This window comes from Marvinbryantia sp., assembly GCF_047017445.1.
Classification (GTDB): Bacteria; Bacillota; Clostridia; order Lachnospirales; family Lachnospiraceae; genus Marvinbryantia.
Map to the genome: position 1 here is coordinate 24,114 of NZ_JBKXTT010000021.1, position 23,652 is coordinate 47,765.

At 49.9% G+C, this 23,652-nt stretch carries 14 protein-coding genes; all 14 read right to left on the reverse strand.

Features of this window, described 5'->3' with window-relative positions:
- Positions 1 to 100: 100 nt before the first annotated feature.
- The 14 genes from ACLU9Q_RS17960 to ACLU9Q_RS18025 all read right to left on the reverse strand — a co-directional run bounded on the left by ACLU9Q_RS17960 (position 101) and on the right by ACLU9Q_RS18025 (position 23,610).
- Positions 101 to 814: an AAA family ATPase gene (locus ACLU9Q_RS17960; RefSeq protein WP_412625728.1), complete on the reverse strand. Its 714-nt coding sequence runs from the start codon at positions 812 to 814 to the stop codon at positions 101 to 103.
- A gap of 111 nt (positions 815 to 925) precedes the next feature.
- Entirely contained in the window at positions 926 to 1,708 is a 783-nt protein-coding gene (locus tag ACLU9Q_RS17965) for a class B sortase (RefSeq protein ID WP_412625729.1), read from the reverse strand.
- Between the two features lie 82 nt (positions 1,709 to 1,790).
- Positions 1,791 to 7,742: a SpaA isopeptide-forming pilin-related protein gene (locus tag ACLU9Q_RS17970; RefSeq protein WP_412625768.1), complete on the reverse strand. Its 5,952-nt coding sequence runs from the start codon at positions 7,740 to 7,742 to the stop codon at positions 1,791 to 1,793.
- A 925-nt stretch (positions 7,743 to 8,667) separates the two neighbouring features.
- Positions 8,668 to 8,838: an antitoxin VbhA family protein gene (locus ACLU9Q_RS17975; protein WP_412625731.1), complete on the reverse strand. Its 171-nt coding sequence runs from the start codon at positions 8,836 to 8,838 to the stop codon at positions 8,668 to 8,670.
- A 121-nt stretch (positions 8,839 to 8,959) separates the two neighbouring features.
- Positions 8,960 to 10,234 carry a hypothetical protein gene (locus ACLU9Q_RS17980; RefSeq protein ID WP_412625733.1) on the reverse strand — a complete coding sequence of 425 codons (1,275 nt, stop codon included), beginning with the start codon at positions 10,232 to 10,234 and terminating at the stop codon, positions 8,960 to 8,962.
- A 54-nt stretch (positions 10,235 to 10,288) separates the two neighbouring features.
- Positions 10,289 to 11,587, reverse strand: a complete 1,299-nt coding sequence (locus ACLU9Q_RS17985; protein WP_412625734.1) for an ERF family protein — start codon at positions 11,585 to 11,587, stop codon at positions 10,289 to 10,291.
- A 27-nt stretch (positions 11,588 to 11,614) separates the two neighbouring features.
- Positions 11,615 to 12,349, reverse strand: a complete 735-nt coding sequence (locus ACLU9Q_RS17990) for a hypothetical protein (protein ID WP_412625735.1) — start codon at positions 12,347 to 12,349, stop codon at positions 11,615 to 11,617.
- Between the two features lie 23 nt (positions 12,350 to 12,372).
- Complete coding sequence (locus ACLU9Q_RS17995; RefSeq protein ID WP_412625736.1) at positions 12,373 to 12,894, reverse strand: hypothetical protein; 522 nt, start codon at positions 12,892 to 12,894, stop codon at positions 12,373 to 12,375.
- Positions 12,895 to 12,931: 37 nt separating this feature from the next.
- Positions 12,932 to 14,050, reverse strand: coding sequence for a hypothetical protein (locus ACLU9Q_RS18000; protein WP_412625737.1), 1,119 nt, complete (start codon positions 14,048 to 14,050; stop codon positions 12,932 to 12,934).
- Positions 14,051 to 14,071: 21 nt separating this feature from the next.
- On the reverse strand, positions 14,072 to 14,209 hold the full coding sequence (locus ACLU9Q_RS18005) for a hypothetical protein (RefSeq protein ID WP_412625738.1): 138 nt from the start codon (positions 14,207 to 14,209) through the stop codon (positions 14,072 to 14,074).
- 520 nt (positions 14,210 to 14,729) lie between these two features.
- A complete protein-coding gene (locus ACLU9Q_RS18010; protein ID WP_412625739.1) occupies positions 14,730 to 14,966 on the reverse strand; it encodes a cold-shock protein in 237 nt (78 codons plus the stop codon).
- 188 nt (positions 14,967 to 15,154) lie between these two features.
- Positions 15,155 to 20,863 carry a SpaA isopeptide-forming pilin-related protein gene (locus tag ACLU9Q_RS18015; protein WP_412625740.1) on the reverse strand — a complete coding sequence of 1,903 codons (5,709 nt, stop codon included), beginning with the start codon at positions 20,861 to 20,863 and terminating at the stop codon, positions 15,155 to 15,157.
- Between the two features lie 15 nt (positions 20,864 to 20,878).
- Positions 20,879 to 21,742, reverse strand: coding sequence for a class C sortase (locus tag ACLU9Q_RS18020; protein WP_412625742.1), 864 nt, complete (start codon positions 21,740 to 21,742; stop codon positions 20,879 to 20,881).
- Positions 21,743 to 21,747: 5 nt separating this feature from the next.
- A complete protein-coding gene (locus ACLU9Q_RS18025; protein WP_412625744.1) occupies positions 21,748 to 23,610 on the reverse strand; it encodes a SpaH/EbpB family LPXTG-anchored major pilin in 1,863 nt (620 codons plus the stop codon).
- Positions 23,611 to 23,652 lie beyond the last annotated feature (42 nt).

The window sequence follows — 23,652 nt, forward strand, 5'->3', positions numbered from 1 at the left end:
ACTCATATCTTTATTTTGATATAATTATATCTGTATTTTTATATTTTGTAAAGAGGCTTCCGAAAAAGAATCCGAATGAACCGGCACATCTGGTTCTGATTTAATGCAGATCCCACAAAGGTCCGTCCAAAGAAAAGCGTTTTTCCCGCTCTTCCGGAGCAAAAAGGCATTTTTCGTGGAGCAGCCTGCGCACCCCATTATCTCGTCTGTCCCGTTCCACGCAAAGTACGCTTCCTACCTTCTCCGCAAAATCCTCTCTCCATCTTTTGCTGTTCACTCCGCCAGGACCGTCTGAATAAGCGGTCAGCACCACTGCGCAGCCGCTTTTCTTTGCCAGTGCCTCCAGCTTGCAGAGAATCGGATATACCAACTCCGGATCCTCCCCGTAAACCTCTTCCTGTAAATATTCCTGGATCGGGTCAACCACCACAAGCCGGATGCCGAAATTTTCCACCATCTGCTCAATGCTGTCGTCACCCAGGGCAAAAGGCAGCATATCGTTAATCGCATATACCCGCGAAAGATCCGCTCCGGCTTCCAAAAGCCTCGGACGCAGCAGATCAGACAGGTCATCGTCCGCCGTAAGATACAACGCATTCCCCGCAGGCAAAGCCTTACACTCTCCCAACGGTTTCTCGTTTGTACACGCAGCCATCAGCCTGGCGGCAATCATGGATTTTCCGGAACCGGGAGCACCATGGAGTACCGTAACCCTTCCAAACGGGATATACGGATACCAGAGCCATGCTACCTGCCGTTCCTCCACTTCCCCCATATTTTTTGCTTCTCTTATCTTTTCTTTGAACTGAAACATGAACCTCTCCTTTTTTCACTATTCTCTATAAAATGGCTCTTCGCCTTCCGCTTTTCTGCATGCTTGTGAACACAAACCATTTTGCGGCTTGTCTGCCCTCAAACTGTGTGGTTATCCTTCCGCATCTTCCTGCGCAGGCTCCAGGATCTCGATTTCATCCGGTGTTTCCGGGCTTTCCGTTTCTTCCGTCACTTTACGCAAAAGGACGATATGCCGTTTTTCCGCGTTGCCGTTGCAGGTGGAAAGGGTCAAAAGATGTTCTCCCTTTACCAAAGTAATTCCTGTATGCGCCGCTACCGCCGCACTCAATTCCTCAAAAGCGTCCGCTCCATAGACCAGACGGAAATAAATCGGTTCTGTGACGGCAACCGTCCGGTTATCCACGATCTGATAGGTATCCACCTCCTCTTCCGTATAGAGAAAAAGCCGTATTTCCCCATCCGCGGTGTCTCCCAGCGATCCGAACATGCTCCCGTCCTTCATGTTATGGGCGTAGAGGATGGTATTATCATCCGTAAAATCAGCCTTGTTGCCGCAGTCCATAAAAATACAGCCGGAAATATGTTCCTCCCCGGAAAAGGTATGGTTTAAGTAGTAATCGTTGTCCTCCCCCTGTACCACCGGGTAGTCAAGCCCAAGCGCCTCACACCGGATCCACGCCACGAGATCTTTATTGATCTTTTTTAAAGAAGCAAAATCCACTTCCACCTTTTTCGTATCCTTCGCCGTCCCGGACTCATCCGTTTCCGTCTCTTCTGATACAAATTCCTGTAATCCCTTGTACTCCTGCGTCCCCTCCTGATACATACGCCAGATCCCAACCAGTGCGCTGACACCAAATCCCAGTACCATCAGGCACGCGCACAGCACAAGGATCATTTTCTCATGCTTCATCGCATCCCCCTTACCGAAAAGAAGGGCCGCCGCATCCGCGGCAGGCCCCATTCACAGACAGCCTTTGCCATCCGTACTTCTTTTACATCTGCTTTCTTTTCTTCACATACCATACCACTGCCGCGATACCGCCGGCGGAAAGAAGTACCAGCAGGATCGGGAGCCACAGATTCGTGGAATCCCCTGTCCTGGGTGCTGTCGTTTCTGTAGTTTCCGGTGCTTTCTCATTGGTCAGCTCTTTCGTGATCACAATCTCTTTCGTTTTATCATCCGTATACGCAAAAACAATACTGATTTCCTCTTCACTGATCTTGTATCCCTCCAGTGCCTTTGTCTCTGTCAGAACATATTTGATTTCTTCCACATACTTCCCATCCTTGTAGGTGGCAATCGGAAGTTCCTCGCTTTTCGCAGTACCGTCTTTATCCGTAATGAGCTTTGCCACGGTCTTTCCGGAATCTTTTTCCTTCAGGGTAAATTCCACGCCTTCTAATGGAGCCTTGCTGTCCGCGTCCGTCTTTTTGAGGATCAGACGCCCAACAGGATGCGCATCTTTCATCTCCACTTTCTGGATTTCCCCGGTATCAGCGATTTCAAACTCCACATCCTCCGCGATCAGATAGCCCTTGGGGGCCTGCTCCTCCCGCAGCGTATATTTTCCGACGGGGAGTTTTTCGATCAGATGCGGTTCTTCTGTGGAAGTCCAGCTTTCCACTTCTTTCCCTTCCGCATCGAAAACCGTCAGCTTCGCTCCCGGCACTTCTTTGGAATCGGTGATGTCCGTCTTGCTGATCGCTACCTTCGTTGTATCATCCAGCATGGTATGCTTCTGGATCTCTGCCGTGTTTTCCACGACAAATTCAATGCTTTCCGCCGTAGCGTACCCGTCCGCCGGGATCCGTTCCACCATCTTATAAGTTTTTCCTGCCACCAGCTCTTTGATGATATGGGGCGTTTCTTCCGAGATCCATTCATCCACTGTCTCGCCGTTTTCATCCAGTACCGCAAGGGATGCGCCCGGCAGTTCCTCACCCGTAGCCAGATCCGCTTTTGTAAGCTCCACCGTAGTCGGTTCATCCTCAAAGGTGAAGGAATAGACAGCCTGCGCCGTCTCCTCCCCCTGGTAGGTGAAAGTAAATTCCTGTGTTTCTTCGCTGTTTACAAACCCATCCGGCGCGTACAGTTCTTTTACGTAATAGGTTCCGTCTATGGGCAGGTCTGCCACAAACCGGATCATCCCGTTCTCATCGGTCGTTTTCAGTTCAATGATGGTATCCGCCTCCATCAGCACGTTCCCCTTTGCGGAGAGGATATCCTCTTTCGTGTACAGGCCGAAGACCGCTCCGGAAAGCACCCGGTCTGTCCCTTTTTCTTTTTTCCGCACTTCTACCTGTACCCGTTGCCGGTTATTCTGCCAGTTTTCGTCGTAGGTCACCACAGGCGTGTCCTGGTTTCGGTAGGTAAGGTCCACATATCTCGGCTCTTCATCCAGCACATAGCCGTAAGCCGTTCCCACCTCTTTGACGTAGTACCGTCCAACGGGAAGGTCCGATACCTGTGCAACGCCGCTGTCATCGGTGGTGATTGTCGCCACCAGTTCATCCGCCGCATAGTAGTCCGCGCTCACGCCGTCCGCCGCTTTGATCTCTTCCGCCGCGTAAACCTCAAATGTAACACTGCTTAAGCTTCCCGTGATATACTCAAAAAGGTGTTCCACCCGCCCCTTGGCGTTGTCAAGAAGGGTAACCTTATCCAGAAATTCTCCTTTTTTGTTTACGATCAGCAGCGCTTTTGGAACCTCATCCTCCATTTTTACCTTCTGTACCTCTTTGGTATCCTCAACCGTAAAGGTGATCTCCGATGCGCGCAGATACCCGTAGGGTGCAAATTCCTCCCGCAGCGTATAGGTTTTGCCGACCGCCAGCCTTCTGATCACATGGGGTTCCCCTTTTACAGACGTCCAGGAATCCACCACGTTCCCTTTCTCATCCAGGACGGTTAAGGACGCCCCGGAAAGCTCTGTCCCGGTTGTGATGTCCGCTTTGGTAATCTCTACCACCGTCGGCTCATTTTTCTTAATCCCGGTAAGTGCAAGGACGGGAATCTCCTGCCCCTGATAGCTGGCGTCAAACTCCAGAATTTCATCGGAAGATACATACCCATCCGGCGCGGTGATTTCTTTGACATAGTATTTCCCAAGCGGCAGATCCAGCGTAAAGGCTGCCTGCCCGTTCTCATCGCTCGTCACCTTCTGAAGCAGCGTATCCGCTTTTACAATCACCTTATCTCCGGAAACGATCTCTTCCTTATTATAGAGCGCGAATACCGCTCCGGAAAGTTTCGCCTCCGTCTGTGCATCCTGCTTTTCCACGGTAAGGGTCACTTTCTGGCGCTGATTGGAAAACTCCGCTTTCCGTTCCACCACCGCTGTATTCTGGCCCTCATAAGTAAATTCCACTTCCTGCTCGGCCGTATTTCTCACATAGCCCTCCGGAGCCTTCGTCTCCACGATCCGGTATTTTCCAAGCGGCAGGTCTGTCACTTCCGCTTCCCCGTTCTCATCGGTCGTCACAGTAGCAACCAGCGTATCCTTTGCGTATTCCATATGACGGTTGCCCTGTGCATCCGTCTGATGGTCCGCACTGTAAATATCTTCCGCCGCGTAGACCGCAAACTCAGCTCCCGCAAGCGGGCGTTCCTCATATTTGAAATCTTTCCCGAAGGATACTGCCATCTCCCCGGATTTCTGGATAATCAGTTTTCCTTTTACGGGATGGTTTTCATAAGAAACGGTGATGATCGCGTCATTGCTTACATTTTCCATCTCATAAGCGGTATTGCTGTCCACTTTGATCTCTTTATAGTCTGTATTCAGCGTATAACCGTCCGGCGCCGTCACCTCTTCAATCCGGTAATTCCCGCAGTTTAAGGCATTCGGGAGAATAAGGGATCCATTTTCATCCGTAAAATAGGACTTGTGTACCGTTACCGTAGGATAGGTAGTGACCTGCTCCACGTATTTTCCCGCGTCCATGTCATAGACTTTGAACTCAGTATTCGGAAGCAGCACGCTCTGTCCGGTTTCGCCATCTTTTTTGATGATCTTCAGCTTCGCCATGAATTCCTCATCAAGAAGCACCCGCCACACCTGGGGTTCTGTCTTGTTTTCGGAAATCGTTACCTTAAAGTCCTCCACAGGAGTAAAATTATGCGGCGTGGTCGTCTCCCGCACGATATACGTGCCGTAGGGGATCGCAACTGAGCAGGCATAGCCTTTTTCGTCCGTAAACATCTCCGTCTTTCCATCCGCCGTAAGGACAATCGGCTTTGCCCCCGCAAAATCATAGCTGCCATCTTCCTTTTTCGTCAGGCTGCTCTCCAGATAAGCAGAGAAACCGGCTCCCTTTAACAGGTCCGCATCCGTTTTCCCATTGTTTGCGGCCTTGATCAGCTGGAACGGCTGTTTCATTACCGACTCCAGAGAAGTCGCCGTGCGCTCCACGGTCTTTACCATGTCCCCCTCATAGGTACACTCCAGATCATATTCTGCTTCATCCGCCAGATACCCCGCGGGCGGCGTCAGCTCTTTGATATAGTATTTTCCCAGATACAATCCGGACACTTCTGCATTCCCGTCTTTATCCGTGGTAAGCGTCGCTACCTGGTCGCCTGCTTTATAAACTGCCCCGGTTTTTCCATCCGGATGCAAAATATCCTCTCTTGCGAACAGTCCGTAAACCGCCCCGGTAAATACCGCGTCCCCTTGCGGTGTATCGGTTTCCTTATCCTTTTTCACCAGATGGATCCTTGCGTCCACACGGTTATTGAAAAACGTATGGAAGAATGTCACCACCGCTTCCTTATCCCCCGTATACTGGAAATCAAAGGCATACGATTCCTCGCTGTTGCGCAGGTAATTTTCCGGCGCCTGAAGTTCCTTTATATAATACCCGAACCCAATCGGAAGATCCGCGCCAAAGGACGCCTTCCCTTCTGCGCCTGTTGAAGCCGTCTCGATCAGCGTATCCTTTTTCACTACGGTGTTCCCGTCCGTGTTCTTGATGTCCGCACCGGCGTACAAACCATAAACGCCTCCGGATAAGGGAGTCTTCGTCTCCCCGTCCTGCTTTTCTACCGTAACGGAAGCCTTCTGCCTGTCGTTGGTAAACGTGGTACTTCCCACCTGGCATTCCACATCCGCGCCGGCATACTCCAGCTTCACAACCTGGGACTCCCCGGTACAGATCAGATTATCCGGCGCTTTCCGCTCAGTTACCCGATAGGAGCCCAGATACAGAGAATCTAACGTAGCGCTCCCATCTTCCCCGGTTGTCAGGGCTTCTTTTACCAGATCGCCTTTCTTGTAGATGATCCTTCCGTCCGCCGCTGTAATATCGGTTTCCGCATACACATTGTAAACCGCACCCTTCTGGCGGCGTTTCTCATAGCGGAACGTAACTCCGTTTTCCGTAACATCTGCCCCGGTAAAAACTTCCCCTTCCTTATAAACAGTCAGGGAAGCCATCTGCTCTTCGTCTGTAACCTCCTGGGATACCGTTCCTCCCACCTTTAACTGGATGTTATAAGCCTTCGTATCCAGACGATAGCCGCCGGGAACGGAGATTTCCTTCAAATACACCGTGTCCGCCGTCTTCGTCAGCGTCACACTGGAATACCCTTTCTCATCTGTGGGCGGCATCTGGACAATCAGGTTTGTTCCAGCCTCGTCGCCGTAAATGCCATACACGGCCCCGGCAATCGCGGCATTGCTGCCTTTGTCCTTCTTAATGATCTCCACCGTGGCCTGCTGTACCCAGGTAACTTTAAATTCCACATACTTCTCGTCCGTGACACCTTCTCCAAACACCAGCGCCAGATCCTGCGTATCGTTTCCGGTTGTGATCTTATAGGCCGAGAAATCTTTGGTGATGCTGCCCTTCATCTTTGCGGACCAGGAGGCGCTTGCATCCGATGCCTGGGTAATCGGCGCACTTAAATAAAAGACCGTACCCCCGCCTATCTCCACCTCAGCGCCTGCTTTGCTCGTTTTTCCGGTCGTGACATTGTGGAGCTTCACACCGGAAGGCAGTTTCATGGTGATGGACTGCAGTTCATCAGCCTGGAAGGTGATCTCTTTCGTCCGCTGGATGTCCCCTTCTATATACGCTGTGGTGTCCGCCTCCGAAAACGACATGGCAACATCCGGAATATCCGGCTGGCTGACGCAGTATTCATAAAGCTCCATAGCAAGCGACTGCCCCGTGCTGTTCGTCCCGGAAAAAGCGTCTCCGCTCCCATTGGCGTAAGACGCCGCCAGATGCGTGACGATGAACCGTTTCCCGATGGAAAAATCCGGATATTTCTCAGCGAAAAAGCCTTCCTCACCGGAAGCTTTGGTTCCGTAATAGCAAACCTTCGCCAGAACTTTGCTGTCACTCAGCCTGGTGATCTTATAATTGCCGTCCCCAGGCCCGGCTTTAGAAGGCTGCACACAATATGCCGTCGCTTTGACATCCCCAAAAGTTACCGTATAGGGATAAGTCACGTAAGACCCCAACCCATAGTCCGCATAATAGTAGGCGCTTCCTCTGGTAACATCCACGTTCTGGGTGGAAGCCCTTGCCGCAAAAAGCGCAGGCGCTTCCGCCGTAAAGGATACGCTTTCCCCCTCTTCCAGTTCCAGAAGATCCACATCCTGCTCCACTGCCTGCAGCATAACCTCGCCAAGCGTCAGGCCGCTCTCCTCATCATAAGTGTCCTGCTGCTCCGCTTCTGAAAGCGCCGCATCCAGTTCCTCTTCCGAAAGCGGTTCTCCGTTTTCTCCTGTTACGACATCTGTTTCCGTCATGCCTTCTGTAGTGTCCGCTTCGCTTCCTGCTTCTGTCTGGCTTTCCGTCTCGGGAACAGCCTGCGTTTCGCTCTGCGTTTCTTCGCTTTCCGGCTCATTTCCGGCTTCTTCCAGCGCCTCGGTTTCATCTGCCGATGGTTCTGTCTGCGCTTCCACTGTCTCAGCTAAAAGCGTTTCCGTCTCCATCTGTAAGCCTGCTTCAGAAACAGGCTCCGTTTCTGTCTGGGGCTGCGCCTCCGGATCCGCCTCCCCGTCAGATTCCCCGCCATCTTCCGACTCACCGGAACCCTTCTCCCCGCCTGCGTTCGTTTCCGCTTCACGGGGTGTTACCGTAATGTTCCTTGCGATCAGGTATGCCTCTCCCTGTACGGGAGTCACCTCATATACACATTTGTACGTGCCGGGTACCTCCGGATCAAAAGCCGTTCCGTCTTCCATCTCCGCCCATTTTAGCTTTGCTTTTTCTCCCTCCTTCAGCTTCAGGCCGGTAAAATCCTTCTTGATCTCAAAGGCATCCCCTGTATAAACAGTAAGGGCCAGCTCCGGATCTGCCTCTATCTCCGAAAAAAGCTCCTCTTCGCTTTTTTCCGTCTGTTCTTCCGTCTGCGCTGACTCCTGATATATTCCGTCTGCGCCGGCTGCTGCTGCAGAAGTTCCTGCGCTAAAGAGCGTAGTGCAGCACATAGCAAAAGCCAGCGCACCCGCAATCCATCTTTTTCTGCGTTTTTTTTCCAAATATCTGTTCTCCTTTCATGGCCTGCTGATTGTTCTGTTTCTATCGTATGGTTCCGCTTCTCTACGGTCTGTCCCGGATTCTCATGGTATTCCCCCTTTCTGCTGCCGGTTATGGGCAGACAAAAAGGAAGCTGTGCCGCCGCAGCTTCCCTTTTGTCTGTTCATACCGCTATTTATTACAAAATTTTTCATCTGCCTGTTGCCGTTGTCCCTTCCCTGCGTCAGGGCATAAAAAATCCCCCTGACTGCGTTTCCGCCTCCAGGGAGATTCATCCACTTTTTCACTATTTATTTTTTGCCTGCAAATAAGTCTTTAATTCTTCTATCGTATGCTCTGCATGTGTCCGCCGATTCCAATGGATCCCTCATAATCCCCCTACTGTTTCATTTTATACTTTCTGTCCAACGCTTTTCTCACTTCTTCTGTTGTGATTTCACCGCGTTTCTCCCGTTCAATCAGCTTCTTCATCTCAGGAGAAGGCTCCAGTCCATCTACTTTAATCATGCCAAGTGCATAGTCCCATTTTTTATCAGCCCTAACTAACATCTGTACACCACTCCTTTTTTAATTTGGTAATCCTATTGTACCATGAATACCTTTATGAAGCAAGCAGACGAAAGCGCTTTGGTGTTCCCAACCCACCTTCCGCAGCCATCGCCTGCTCCTCTTATGCAATCATCGTTTTCATGCCGTACCCATCGTTTTTTTCTTTCCGTGTCAGCCAGTCGTCAATGCCTTTATAGTTTTCCTTCCATATACCATCCATATCGGCATCCCATTTCATACGGGAACAGTTTAACTTCAGTTCATCACACATTTCCCAAAGCTTCAAGCAGCCCTTGCGTATGGTATTTCGTTTCTGCCGCTTTTTCAGGCATTCAAACCCGGAAAAAGCGCTGTCTCTCCATTCACATTCTTTGCAGTCGTTATCATAATCCGCTTTACACTCAAGCGCCATCATCTTGTCCATGTCGTAACATTCCAGCACGTTTTCAAGCCCCTGTTCTTTTAGCCGGGAAAGCATCTGATACACCCCTTTATAGTTGGAAACGCCGGGATTTCCGATATACGCAAGGCCGCTTCTCTGATATGCGATCTCTGCTTTTAAAATTCCTTCGGTCACCCGTATGGTATTTCCGGTCAGTTTCCCGGATAATCCGGCCGGGCTTTTGCTGGAGGTTCCGCCATCCATGCCTTTGCTGGTAAACCAGGTGTATTTCCGCTTTTTTACCGGCTTATCTACCCGGATCTGGAACCCGCAGATCTTTCTCTCTTCCGTAAAGACCGGGCAGAGATACCCTTCGTTTTGGGGATAAAACGCAGCCTCCCAGTCGCCGTCCCAGTTCCGGAAAAAACCAGGGACGCCTTTTAGTTGAAATCCCTGGGCCAGCAGCTTCCTTGCGATCCTTATGGAATCTTCACTTTCGGTACTCCGGTATCCGATCCACTCCATGCGGGCAATCTCCTGCCGGGTAAGCCCACGTCTGCGAAGATCCGCCCTGTGGCGTTCCTTTAATTTCAGCATGGAGAACATCTGCGTATACACTTCATGCAGATAAGAAACATCCAGCTCCGGCGCCGCCTCTTTGCCCGCCTTTTCTTTGATACGTGCTATGCGTTTCTGGCTGTAGAGCCGGATTTTCTTTTCTCCGGTATCCAGCTTTTCTTTGATCTGCCAGTAGGCTTCTTTATACCGTTTGTCTCCATACAGCCCGGCCAGATCTGCGTACAGGGTCAGCATATTTCCGGATGCGCCGCATGCGTAGCAATGGTAAACGTTTTTGATTTCACCATCCCGTATGACACAGAAATTGCACTTTCCTCTCGTGTCTCCGCAAAATGGGCATACCACCCCGAATGCGTCTTCCTTCCCGCCTTCCAGCCTTTGTATGGAAAATAAGTCCGCTACATCTGCGATTGTAAAAGGTATTTCATATACCATATCGTCTCCTTCTTTGCAAAATTGAAAGAAGCGCGCCTTTTGGCGCGCTCCCCATTAAGCTGCTTTAGGCATATAAGCCTTGGCCTCCGCCAGAACTTTCGCAGCATCCTTCATTTCCTGGTTGGCTCCATTGTACCGCTCCGCGATCCATTTGATCGTTTCCCATCCTTTCAGGCTTTCCAGCAGTTCCCCAAGCGTATGGCCTTTAAAGAAACCGAAATTGCAGATCACGGCTTTGGCGTTTTCCACTTCGGTCTGTTTCTCCTCTGCCAGGTCATTCCCAGCCTCGGCATCGCCCATTTCTCCATCTTTCGTTGCTTCCGCTCCGAAAGCAGGTTCCGCACCATCAGAAATCCCAAATGCGCCGTCATCCTCCGCGTCATCAAACGGGATTTCCTCCGTTTCCGCCACTGTATGGAAACCATCTCCCAACTCCGTCACAGCGTTCTGTCCGCTTTCCTTTGAAGCTTTGGCTTCCTCATTTTCTTCTGCCTGTTCTTCCGTCTTTTCCGCTGTCTTTTCCACTGCGGATGCTTCCTCCGCCTTAGCGCTTTCCGGTTCCGCTTTTTCTTTTTTCTCCTGAACCGCATCCTTTGCACGGTCTAAAAAGGAAATCTGCCCTGTCCCTGCCGATGTCTTTTCCACCTGCTGAGGGGCTGTCTCCTTCACCTTTTCTTCCCTCGGCTCGGTTTTAGAAGATACGGCATTGCCATCGCGGACCGGCTTTTTATCCGTTTCTTTTCTCTGGATGGGAGTTTTCCCCTGTGCGGCTCCCGCTTCCTGCTTTCCGGAAGGCATATAGGAATCGCCTTTTTCTGCTTTCGGCTTTCTCCCCGCCTTTACGGTTTCCGCTTTTTGTACAGGCTCCTCCTGTCTTTCTTTTCCTTCGTTTTCTGTTTTGGCCCCTCGCATATCCGGATCTTCCGCACCGTTCTGCGGGATGTTGAATTTATTAAGCAGATAATACTTCAGCCCATATGTCATGGCCGTTCCCTTCGCCTTATCTGCCACCTCATGCGTCCCGATCAGATGGACCACCGCCTTGCTCTGCTCCTGGGGACGGTCTGCATTCGTCCAACAGATTTCCATGTCCGCTTCATATCTCCAGAGGTTTCCGTCATGGACAAGGAAAACCGGCCGGCCGGAAGCGTCTGCCTGCGTCGGTGTTTCTCCCAGGATGTCAAAATCCACACCATACCGGTTCAGCGCCGGAGCGAGGAACTGGTTGATGTCATCCAGCTTCACAAAATCATAGTCTACCTCCTCACTGTACCGTTTCCGGATCAGCGCGGGGATTTTCCGTCTGATTTTTACCATTTTCTGATTCAAATTCAGATATTCATACTTACTCATTAATTCGTTTCCTTCCTTTCTGCTTTTTTATGCGTTCAGTCGCTCTTTTCCACTTGCCGGGAAACTGCTTTCCCTGCCGGCAGATCTTTCCAGCTCCGCCATTTCTTCCCGAATGCATCCATAATAAATGCGATTCTTTGAAATGTCCGCAAGAGCGCTTTCCAGCCACATGCTGGTAACGTCGTTCACCCCGGACATTTCATCTTCCAAATAGCGCAAAAGCAATTCGTCCGTAAAAGGGATCCCAAATACCGAAAAAGAAAATTTCGGAAGATACCGGACGTCCTTTGCGCATTTCCCCATTTGCAGATACTGTTTCGCCTTCAGCCGGATCTGGTCCCGGTTAATTGCAGGGAGCAAATCCTTTCCGGTAAGATCGGATTGTTCCACCAGATCATCCCAGCACTGCTCTATGAGCCTTCTTCCAAAGTCGGTCACCTTTTTCTCCAGTTCTGTCTGTATCGCATCCTTATCCGGGAAAATAAATTCCTCCGGGATCCCGGCTGCCCGGTAAAGCTGCACCCCTGTTTCGTAAAGGGTACAGTCGCTTTTCCGGAAGATACCACATAACTTAATCTCGTGAAATTCCTCCATACATTGATCCTGGTTCTCGGCATAAATCAGCACACAGTTTCCAATCGCTGCTTTAAAGAGCATCCACCCGGAAAAAATGCCGACCGGCTCTGCTTCCTGGTTCAGCCATTCCAGCAGTTTTGCCGTGTGCTTTCCCTCTTTGATCCAGTCCGGAAGATCCTTTGCCATATCCATTCCTCCTTTAGCCGACCTTAAATATACGGGAGCGGATGCTCGGAACATATCCTTCCAGCCGTCTCCAAAAATGGCGACTGCTCTTTCTCCCTGTCAAACCACTCCACAAAGAAGCGTGTCAGGTTCTGCTGCAGGGTCCGCTGTGTGCGAAGCGCATAGCGGATAAACCCCCGATACTTATCTTTGCTGTCCGCCAACAGATAGAGCGCCAAAAGCATCGCCATCTGTTCGTCGCTTCCGTAATCGGCTTCCATCTCTGTAGCGCCGGAATACGGGATCTGATGAAGCACTGGCTTCTGCTTCACATGCATACAGATGTCATCGGCAAGCAGCTTCGATGATTCATTCCGAAAATCATAACAGCTCACTTCCGACAGTCCTTCCAGCCACGCGTATCCAAGATAAGTACAGTTTTCCCGGACTTTCGGTTCCTGTCCTGCCATCGTTTCCATAAATACCGGGTGCTTCGTCTTGAAATTATTTAAGTATTCATCTACGAGAAGCCGCGCAACAGCCTCCCCGTCCGTAACGTTCGTCATACTTCATCCTCCTTGCCAAAACCTGCTTTTCCAGTTTTTAATATTTTACATCTCCCGGAATGTCATAATCATGCCAGCGCATGGAGATACACTTTGCGATTTTCTCTTCCATTCGAAGCAGCCCGCTTTCTGTCTCTTTCGCCTGCCTGGCGATAGAAAGCGCCTCACAGATACCGCAGTATACTTCATAGGCGCTGCATGGATCATCCCCCGCTGCCGCCTTGTAGCTTTCCACCGTTTCTGCCGTCAGCTTTTTCCCAAATCCAGCCTTACTCATAATGCCGGCCATCGTGTTGACCGGATAGCTGATATGGATCCTGCAAAGACGCATCACATCCCGGAGCGTTTCCTTGTAATACTCAAAAATGGATTCTATATTGCGTTCAAAGTGCTTGATTGTTTTGCACTCCTTATGCTTCAGCCTTAACGCTTCTCCAAGGACTACCGTCCGGCCCGCGCCTTTTACCGAGTAAAAGATATTTGCGCCGGAAGATCCCACATCGGAAGTGGTGATGCGTACCGCCGCGCTTAACTTCTCACTGGCCTGTTTTCCATACTGTTCCAGCAGCTCCTGATAGGCTTTTGACAGCTTTTCGTCCTCCATCTCCCATACGGCCACTGCCCTGGAATGGTCCACATAACCCAAACGGAAATCCACCTTTTCATAATCCCCGTTGATGTAAGCAGAGGATACCATGTAAAGCTCCGGCATGGAGAGGATCGAATAATCCTTTTCATCTCCGGAAAGGACTGCCCGTACCTTGCCTTCTCCAAAGCGTACCAGCGCTTTTCCCTTCGATACTTTCAGGCATTCGTTCAGAATATCCGCCAGGACGCTTCGATCCACGTCCGAAAGCGCGTTTCCGTCTACCCTTGCCCGCCCTTTTAAGGTTTTGATCGCTGTCGTTCCAAGCTGGTATACGCCCTCCGGCAGTTTCAGCAAAAGTGCCGTATGCTCCTTGGTGTCATTCAGCAGCGCTTTCATGTCCACATCCTTCACAGGCGTACACGCCGCTTCATTTTGCGCCGCCGTCAGCACTTCCATGCTCTGGCATGGCACGCGTATCCATTTTGCCCGTTTTTCGACTTCGTCCAGATACTCGTGGAATTTCTGTTCATCCTGAAATTCCTGTTCAAAATCATCTTTATAGTACATGCGTCCTCCCTTCCCGGATACTTAGGACGTCATGCCTAACGCAACTCCAACACTCTGGATCTTTCCATCGCCAACGCAGAAGCTGTATCCATCTGCCGCCATTTCCAGCAGCATTTCCAGTTCCAGTTCATTTGCATTTTCCCATTCTACCGTTACCATAAAAATCCTCCTTTTGTTCTTTCTGCCGTTTCCATTTGCGGCCTCTTGCCGCCTCGTTCCTCCTTTCTTTTTTGCGCACAGCTCGTGACAAATCACTCGCTGTACTTGACCGTCAAATGTCTGTTCGTGTCCTAAAGGACTAGCTTTGCGTCGCCGCACGACAGCCGCATGACGGTTTTTGCGCACAAAAAAAGACACAAAAAGAATCTACTCTTTTTGCATCTTTCTATGCGTCTATGTTTTCTTTGCTTTTTCCGGGCCAGCGCCCCAAAATACGCCCTTTCGGGTATCCCTGCCGCCTTCCGGCGTCCTGCAGGGAACTTCCAGAATGTCTGGAACAAAATTAAAATCCCTTCCCTTTTGGGGAGGTAAAGTTTTAATTCATCTTAAGAGTACCACAACATCTTGTACTTGTCAAATACATTTATTCTATATATTGTGTTTTCTTTTCTCAAGCATACAACATCTGGGGACAGGAAGGAACGCCCCTTCCTTTATCCCCAGCCATGCCGCTTCGCACCTACTCTTCCGGCGCTTCCGCATCACTCAGCGGCACAATGTTTTTCGCCAGGCTGCGCCCGTTTCCATCATCCCCGATTTCAAATGACACCTTCTGCCCGTCGGAGAGTTTTTTAAACCCCTCCTGCTGAATTTCCGAGAAGTGGGCAAAATAATCTACGCCCTCTTCATCTGTAATAAACCCATAGCCTCTTCTTGCGCTGAACCATTTCACTGTACCGGTTGCTCTTTTTTCCATGATTATGATCTCCTCTCTGTTCTCTTATATTTTTTCAAAAATGATTTTCCGTATTTTGTATTATTCCTGCCATTACAGGTATTTTTGCAGATCCGCAGGGATCCCTGATTTTTTCCATCCTTACCTCCTTATGAAAAGCATTCTGCTTCGCCTACACGGCAAATGACTCCGAATCCTGTTTCCCGCGTCTATGCCGTCAGCTTTTTCCGTTTTTTTCCAAATACGAGTGCTCCGCCTGTCAGAAACAGAACCGCAATCCCGATAAAGCCATACTTCCAGCCCCCAAATCCGCCTGTCTGGGGCAGGGTGAACTGAGGCTCATTGGTAATCTCATATAAGCACTCATAGAAGAACCATTTGTTTGTATAGCCTAAGTCTTCTTTTGCGCTTTCAAAATCCACGTTCCCGTATGCTTCCGCTTCCTCTTTTGTCATGGTGATCGGCAGCTCCACGGTGATCTTATCTTTTAACAGGGTCTGTCCGGGTACGGTTTTCACCTCTGTAATCTCATACATTCCATGATCCAGATTCTCAAAAACGATCTCTCCGTTTTTATCCGTTGTCAGGACAGTTGTTTCCCCTTCTTTTAAAAGCCTGTTGTATTTTGCTGCCTGCAGGGTATCGGTCTCTGCCGCTTTTACGAATTTTAGTTCAAACTGGACGCCTTGAAGCGGCGTTGCCCCGGTTTTGTCGTATTTTTTCAGACGGATCTTTCCGGGATGCGGGTCATTGTACAGTTTTTGCATTTCCACCTTCTGCTTTTTCGTGGTAAACCCATGCACCGTATCATCGATCTGGTACTGTGCAGGCGCCTTTACCTCCTGCAGCGTCACATAACCGCCAATGGGTAAGATCACCGCTTTGGAAGCCGGATCAATATAGAAAGGATCACTCTTCATGGACGCATCTCCTTTATACAGATGCTGCTCATCCATATAGACTTTTCCCTGCTTATCGGACTGCAGATACCAGGTTTTCTTCAGCTGCCCCGCATTTGCGGAGGAATCGTCATAATAGCAGACTTTGAACACAACTCCCTGTATCGGGTTCCCATGCATGGAGAGTTTTTCCACCAGGGCATCCAGTTCCATAAAATCGTATGGCTCGCTGATGCCTTTGGTAAAGGAAGCAGTTTTGGTTTTCAATGCGTCATTCGGCATGGTAACCGTTACGGATACCGGTTTTTCAGCAAGCTGGTGCCCGGCAGGGGCGGTCAGCTCCTTGACATAATAGGTCGCGGTCCCGGAGCCTGCCTTCAGATAATAAGTCGGTGTCTTTCCCTGATCGTCTGTCCGAAAGGCATTATCTGCCACCTTAACGCTTAACTTTTCATCCGAATAAAGCTGTACACGCTTTGTACAGGCTTCATCTGAAAACACGCCGAAAGTAGCGCCTGCGAGGCTGTAAGGATTCAGTTCCAGTACCTCCGGGGCTGCCTTTGACGCCTTTTCAACAGTCAATTTCCAGTAGCGCAGTTTGTCGATGGAGGTAGGGATATTTCCCTTTACAGCAAGCTTTCGGATCGTATATGCCCCGGCAGCATCCTTCTGCGCCACCAACTCAATCATGTAGGTATTCGAATCAAGGTCGTAAATATCCGAGGGCGGCATGATCTCCTTCATACGCAGAAAACCAAACGGCAGTATGGCCGCTGTCTTCTTCTGATTATCAATGATCGCATCGCTTTTGTAGGTCTTGCCGTTATAAGTAAAGGACGATACATAATGCGCGTAATCATAAGACAATACCCCATTTGCATCGGTTTTAAAATACCATGTCTTTACCGGCGAAAATTCCTCCGCCGTTTTTTCAATGCTGTACTCGACCTTATAGATTGCGCCCTCTACCGGCAGTCCGGAATCATCCGTTTTCGTCAGGATCTTTCCATTAAAATACATCGGGTAGTTATAGATCCAGTTGTTCGACTCCATAGAAGCATAGTCCGCATTGTTCACCTTCTCATGGAGTTTCACCACGCCGCTGTCAGACTCCGTAATAACCACCGGGCCGTAAATATCTGTATTCTGTGTACAGCCTGTGATACGTCTGGTCTCCACAACATAATACGTTCCGGGGTCCAGAATATCCGAATCCCCGTAAACCGTGTCGTCCTCTTTGTCATTTAAGACGATCGTTCCTTCCGGATCCACCGTCGTATCAAGTACTTTGGTCGTTGTGTTATAAGCGGATGCCGGATAGATTGCAAAGGTTGTCTTCAGATAACCATATCTGTTCGGATTGATGTCCATAAATTCCGGGTAAGAAAATCGTTTATAAACTCTTAATCTTGCCCCATTTGTCAGGGAAGAGTACGTTTTGGAGCCATAGAAACTCTGGTAATTTCCATGGCTGTCGCTTCCCGGATGCAGGCTGCAGGTGATCTTTAACCGGTAATCGTCTCCCTTTTTCTGGATATAGCATTTAAATGTCGCGGTATAGGAACTGTTTGGCCAGAGCGCCAGATAATCATGTCCGCTGGAACAGCTGATAGAGAAATTGGTCAGGTCCTTGGTATCCATATCGTATCCTTTTCCCGTGATCCATTCGTCTATCGCGTCCCGTTTTTCAGAAATCCGGGCGGTACCGGTATTACAGCCGCCCACGCTCCCGGATACCCAGGAATGGTTTGTCGTATTGGCTGCCCCGGTCGTCACGCGCCCGCTGATGTTTTTGCTTTCCACAGTCGTCCAGGATGCCGCGATCTCCATATATTCCTCGTCGTCTTCATCCACTTTTCCAAGAACGGTATCCTCCAGATGCTCCATGTCGGTGTCTGAGAGCTGGTCTACCGCAGCCTCCTCCAAATTATATTCCTCACCGTCTGCCCAGCCGCCGCCTGTAAAAAACTTTGCCGCCTGGTATCCCGGCCGGTACATGGACAGGATCACCGCCTCTTTAAGTTCTTCCGGGACAGAAACTGCTAATTTCTTTGTGCCATCCGGATTATCCATCAGGCTGCAGACAGCCGCTGTGACACTTTCGGAAGAAGAAGCGAACTCCACCTCGTACTCCGGGTCAATGCAGGTAATGGTAAAAATTTCATCGGAAGATCCTACTTTTACCAGATCTCCGTAACCGCTGTAATGGCTGTCCGCATCCTTTCGGAACATGAGGGTGGATTCCGATGAGGTCAGGTAAATCCCATGCTCCAGGCTTTCCTTTTCCACCACCTTCACGGTATTGGCTACAAACCAGGTATACTCCGGATAAAGGAAATAGGACATTTCATAAGTCACGGTATAGGTTCCCGGTCTGGTGATGTCAAACCCTCCATCGTCCGCCAGGTTGTTTACTTTAAAGGTTTCCGGATTGTAATCAATCAACAGGCCGTATACATCAAAATCCGCGTCATCTTTTAAAACCGTAAACGCTCTTCCTGCCACGGTTTCCCCCATATACTCCGGAACAATGCCGCCATACCCCGCATTCCTCTCCTGGTTCACCGCGGACGGCATCAGCTGCTCCAGCATATAGGAGCCTTCGGTTGCAAGGCTTCTGTCCTCCGTAAATTCAAACGTCACATACAGGTTCCAGCTGTAATTTTCCTCATTTTTAAGGGAACAGCGGTATTCCACCAAAACCTTTTCCCCTGCAGCCCCGGTATATGCCGGAATCTCGCTGACGCAGGTCGCTGATACGTTTTCATCCTCCTGATACGGATTGTAAGCGGCAAAATCAAGCCCGGTATCCCTGGTCCAGATTTTATAGGTCTGTGAAATAGAAGCTCCTTTTCCCGGATACGTTCCATCTTCTTCACTGCCGGCCATATCTGTCAGTTCCTCGTCTGTCAAACTGTCATCTTCGGTTTCCGTCTCTTCTGTTTCTTCCCCCTCCGTTTCTGCGGCCACATAGTCAGTCGCATACACCACGCCTTCGTTTACTTTGATCCCGTCAATTCCGGCTTTTGAGACACAGCCGCTGAATTTTGCTGCGGCTTCTGATGTTGTACCGGCGACCGTGTTATAGTCCACCGTTGCGCCATAGTTTGACGAAAGAAGGCGGACGCCGTTCTCGTTGCAGGCTCCAATGATATATGCCGCCTCCACGCAGCCGGGCATGTAATCCATTACATCTGCCCCATTATTTCCCGCGGCTCCGACTACCAGAATCCCCATAGATACCGCCTTTTGTATTTCCGCTTCCAGTACCGCATTCACCACGTTTTTTTTCGATGCCAGAGACAAATTGATAATGGCTGCGCCATGTTCCATCGCATATTCCATGCCTGCGACAATCGCGGAGACGGTGCCACGCCCGTCATTTCCCATGACCCTTACCGACAGGATCTGTGCATCCGGATTTTGCCCTGTGATCGCGGACACCATATCATTGCCGTGGGAATGCCCTTCCAGTGCGTCGTCAATTAAGGATACCCGGTCCACCACATTTTCTGATGCGGAGGCGCCCGTATCCAGAAGTGCGATCACCCTTGTCTTCCCATCTGCCGGAAAAGAAGCGCCCTCCGTATTGGAGAGCGCTGTTACCAGATTATCCTCTTTGTTTATCGTATCCTCTTCGGTTTCGCCGGCCGGTGTATCGGAAGCAATCTCCATCACCGCGTCCGGTTCTACCGCATCGGCAGCATCCTTATAATACAGATATGCTGCTATGCACATTTCCACCGTTTCATATTCAAGCAGGTAGATGTCATCGTAACTGCCGATTACCGAATCATTTTCCCGTATCTTCTTTCCATCTTTTACCATAACGAGAAGTCTTCTGGAAGCAAAATCTTCCGCATTCAGACCTTCCGGAATGGTTATAGAACGTTCTTCCTCCTGCGTTTCCTTTTCTTCTGTTTCTTTTTCAGAAGAAAGCTCTTCGTCTGTATCCGTTTCCGCTTCTGTTGCTCCCTCTGTACCGATTATTTCCGACACACCGGATTCTTGTGGGACCTCCTCTGTCTGCTCTGCGGCTGCTTCCGGTTCCTTTGCATCCTCCGTTTCTTCCCCTGCTGCCTCATTCCATGTGACAACGCACTTTTCAGATTCCTCATCTGTCTCTTTCGGGTAAAAAGCGGCGCTTACTGCAATGGCCTCCGCCAGATCATTCGCCACCATGATTGTCTCCGAGAATCCGTACCCCGCAGGAAGATCCGTTTCAAGGTATCTGGCGGTAAGCTGCCCCGCCTCCATCTCCTCCCGCAGGCAAAATTCCCCATATGCTTCCTCGCCGTTTTCCCCTGCCAGCGCAATCGGCAGGCAGCTGTTCTCATTGGCGGAAGGAAATTCCACATCCTCACAGGCTTCTGTCAGCACTTTATCCGATATGTTCCTGCCGTCTGTTTCCTCTCCGTTGTAATCCCAGAAATACAGCCGCAGCTTTTCAGTATCTTCCGTAGGATTAACCGCGGATACCTTCAGTTTCTGTGAAAGTCCTGCCTGTTTTGGATCCGGACACTCCTGTGTAGGATTCAAAATCTCCAGCGCAAGTTCCACCTTCGCCGGTTCTGCCGCTCTGCTTTCCTCTGTACGATCGGATCCGCTTTCTGAGATCTGCTCCGCCTCTGTATGCCCCACGGTTTCCTCTTCTGTCTGCCTGCTCTCATTTGTTTCGTCCGGTTTTGTTTCCGGTACCCGCGTTTCTTCCGCAGTTACCGTTTCTTCCTGCTCAGACTCCGTCTGCTGTTCCCTTACGGCCGCTGTCTCTTTTTCCTGTTCCGTCACCTCCTCCGACTGCGCGGCGCTTTCTGCTGTCTCTTTCTCCTTTGCCGTCTGGCTTTCCGGCTCCGCCGCCATCATAGCTTCTGTCGCTACGTCTGTTTCCACGACCGCCATCTCGCTCATCCCTGTTTCGTTTTCATAGGCCATGACGGATAAAGCGGACGGTGAAACTACCGACAGCATCATGGAAGCCAGAAGCGTAACGGAAGTAATCTTCTTGACATGAAACTTCATTTGGATATTCCCCCTTTATGTTCGATATTTACGGATCACCCTGATTCCAGTAAGCAGGGCAAGCCCTGCCACAAACAGCGCTAAACTGATTAACACATCCCTTCTGTATTCCTGCATCCATTTGGATTCCACCGCTTTTGCCTGGAACCCCTCTTCCTTGCCGGCATCTTCCGTATCTGTGGTCCGCCGTCCCCGTACCAGAAGCCGGTGAGTATTGACTCCATAAGGCGTACAGGTGACAAGCGTACAGTAATCTTCCCCCGGCGTAATAGAAAGCTCGTCCAGTTCAGAGGGCAGTACCGTTTTGATCTGGTCTACCTCATAAACCAGCGTTTCCCCATAGATGCTTAAAATAAAACGATCCCCCTTTTCCAGTTCCACAAGGTCTGTAAACAATTTCGCGTTGCTCAGTCCCGTATGCCCTGTAATCACACTGTGCGTACTGGGACCGCCTATGGGAAGGGATGTCCCCTGCAGATGCCCTGCTCCTGCTTGCAGTGTCTGCTCAGATGTTCCATGATAGATCGGCAGGGACACTTTGATTGCCGGGATTTTAATAAATCCCATCACGCCATCCTCTGTCATGCATAAAAGAGAATTGTAATTGTCCGCGGAGCTATCCCCTGCCTCCCCGATAAACGGGTCTTTAAGCTGGATATGTCCACTCGCAATAATCTCATTATATTGTCTTGCCAGTTCAAGCTGTGACTGCCGCTTGGAATCATCGATCTCTTCCGCGGTTTCCTCCACAGCCTGAACCAGGGAATCCGTCCGGTGTTCAAACACATAGTTTGCAAGGAATGGATACAGGATCAGTGCAGAGGAAACCAGAAAAAGCAGGAGCACCAGCATAATTTTTGCGATGCCCTGTTTTCTCATAAAGATCATGCCTCTTTCTTAGATTTTTTCACGAGCAAGACTACGCCGGCAAATGCAACCGCGCATCCTGCAAGTGTAAAGAAGATGGTGCCATATCCGCCTGTCTGCGGCAGCTCAAATGTAGAGGTATTCACAACCGTCATATCTACGCGGGCATTTGTCGAGTTCACATTTTTTACCGCATCCACGCTCATGGCAGTGTTCTTTCCATCCACGGTAGCGCTTGCACGCTCACCGGCAGCCTCGATCATCTTCTTATGTTCGTTTCCTGTGATGTCCTTGACATCATAGAGCGTAGTCTGTGAAGGTGTGAAATCATCGACCGTACACTGAATGTCAATGGTGATCGGCTCTTTCAAAAGTGCATAGCCCGCAGACGTATGAATTTCTGTCAGGACATAGGTATTGGCCTCAAGCCCATTAATGATCAGCTTTCCGCTGCTGTCCGGGCTAAATACCGTACCTTCCTCTTCTTTTGCTCCTTTGGAGGCATCCGTCACATAATAAAGGCCGTCTTCTGCTTTCTTTGCAACGATATAGTGCCCGTCCGTCTCATTCTTTAAGACGAACTGAACCTTTGTGGGGTCGCCCTTTGTTTTGGAATCCGTAAATTCCTTTTTAATATTTAATCCGAAGGTATAAACACGGCAGCGGTCCTCCAGCGTATCCATATAGTCCATACTTGTCCGCTTCCAGGTAAGGGTGACGTCATTGGTATTTCCCGCATCCCCAAGGACCGGCGTTGCATCGGAGTTCACTGTTGCGGAATAGGAAACGACAAGCCAGCACTGGGAGAGTGTCGGGTCAATTTCCTTTAAGCCTTCTTTTGTCGGGGCAACCGTCATCTGGTTATAATCGCTGTTGCTCCCTGAGTAGGTTTCTTCAAAAGCGCTGCTTCCGTGCGCCCATGTCTTAATGGCATTCGCCGTATTGTTTGCCCTGGCGTCCGCTTCATTATTATAGAAGTAAACCGCCGCGTCTTTATTGTAAGTAAGCCCTTTATCCAGCTTATCCACAAACGTATACTGTGTCAGGTAAGTAGCTTCCGATGTGATCTTCGGCAGATGACTGACAAAGATATAATCCATCACATCCCCTTCCGAACCTGTCGCAATATCCGCATATTCGGGTTTGTCATACAGCGCCGCATCGTCATGCTGGCGTACCAGCTTATCCAGATCCGGGATGTTTGTCTGGTTCTTCGGATATACATCCACATCATAAAACCAGTCGTCCCCTTCGTTATCTGTCATGGGCAAAGAAACAAAAAATGGATCCACCGTTGTATGGACGTTTGCCGGAACCTTTGTTTCCACGAACAGGTAAAGCCCTACCGAAAGCCCGGTTGCGGAAGGCGTCCCATCTGCTTTTGTAAGCGGCATACGCGTAGAACCGTTCGCTGATACAATGTAGTTCTCCAACGTGTTCTTCCCTGCCGTATTATTGGTAAGGGTATCGGACAGAGATTTATTCAGCTCATCGGAGGTATGTTTGTGGTCGCCCCGTGCATCCGCAAGGCTTAAGGCTGTTTCCAGAGCCGGCGGAATATCATACAGGATCTTTACGTTTCCATTCACGCTTTCTGTATGAATATCGCCAACCTTCGTATAAGTAAATTCCACCCCTTCGATCACATAATCCTTTAACGTGGACTCCGCCGCGGCATCCTTTTTCCCATTTGCAGTATACTGGTATATGTCGATGCCATCCTCCGTAGCTGCTGTCATGTCATATTTATGGATTGTGACAGACGCGCTTCTTGCCGTATCAATAATATCATTTGGTGCCGCCAGCACCGGCATCACACAGGATACCGCGCATGCAGCGGAAAGCATCATTGCGCTTAAACGCATCATAAATTTTCTCATATAGGTCTAAACTCCTTTCAGGACAATTCTTTTTTGTTTTGG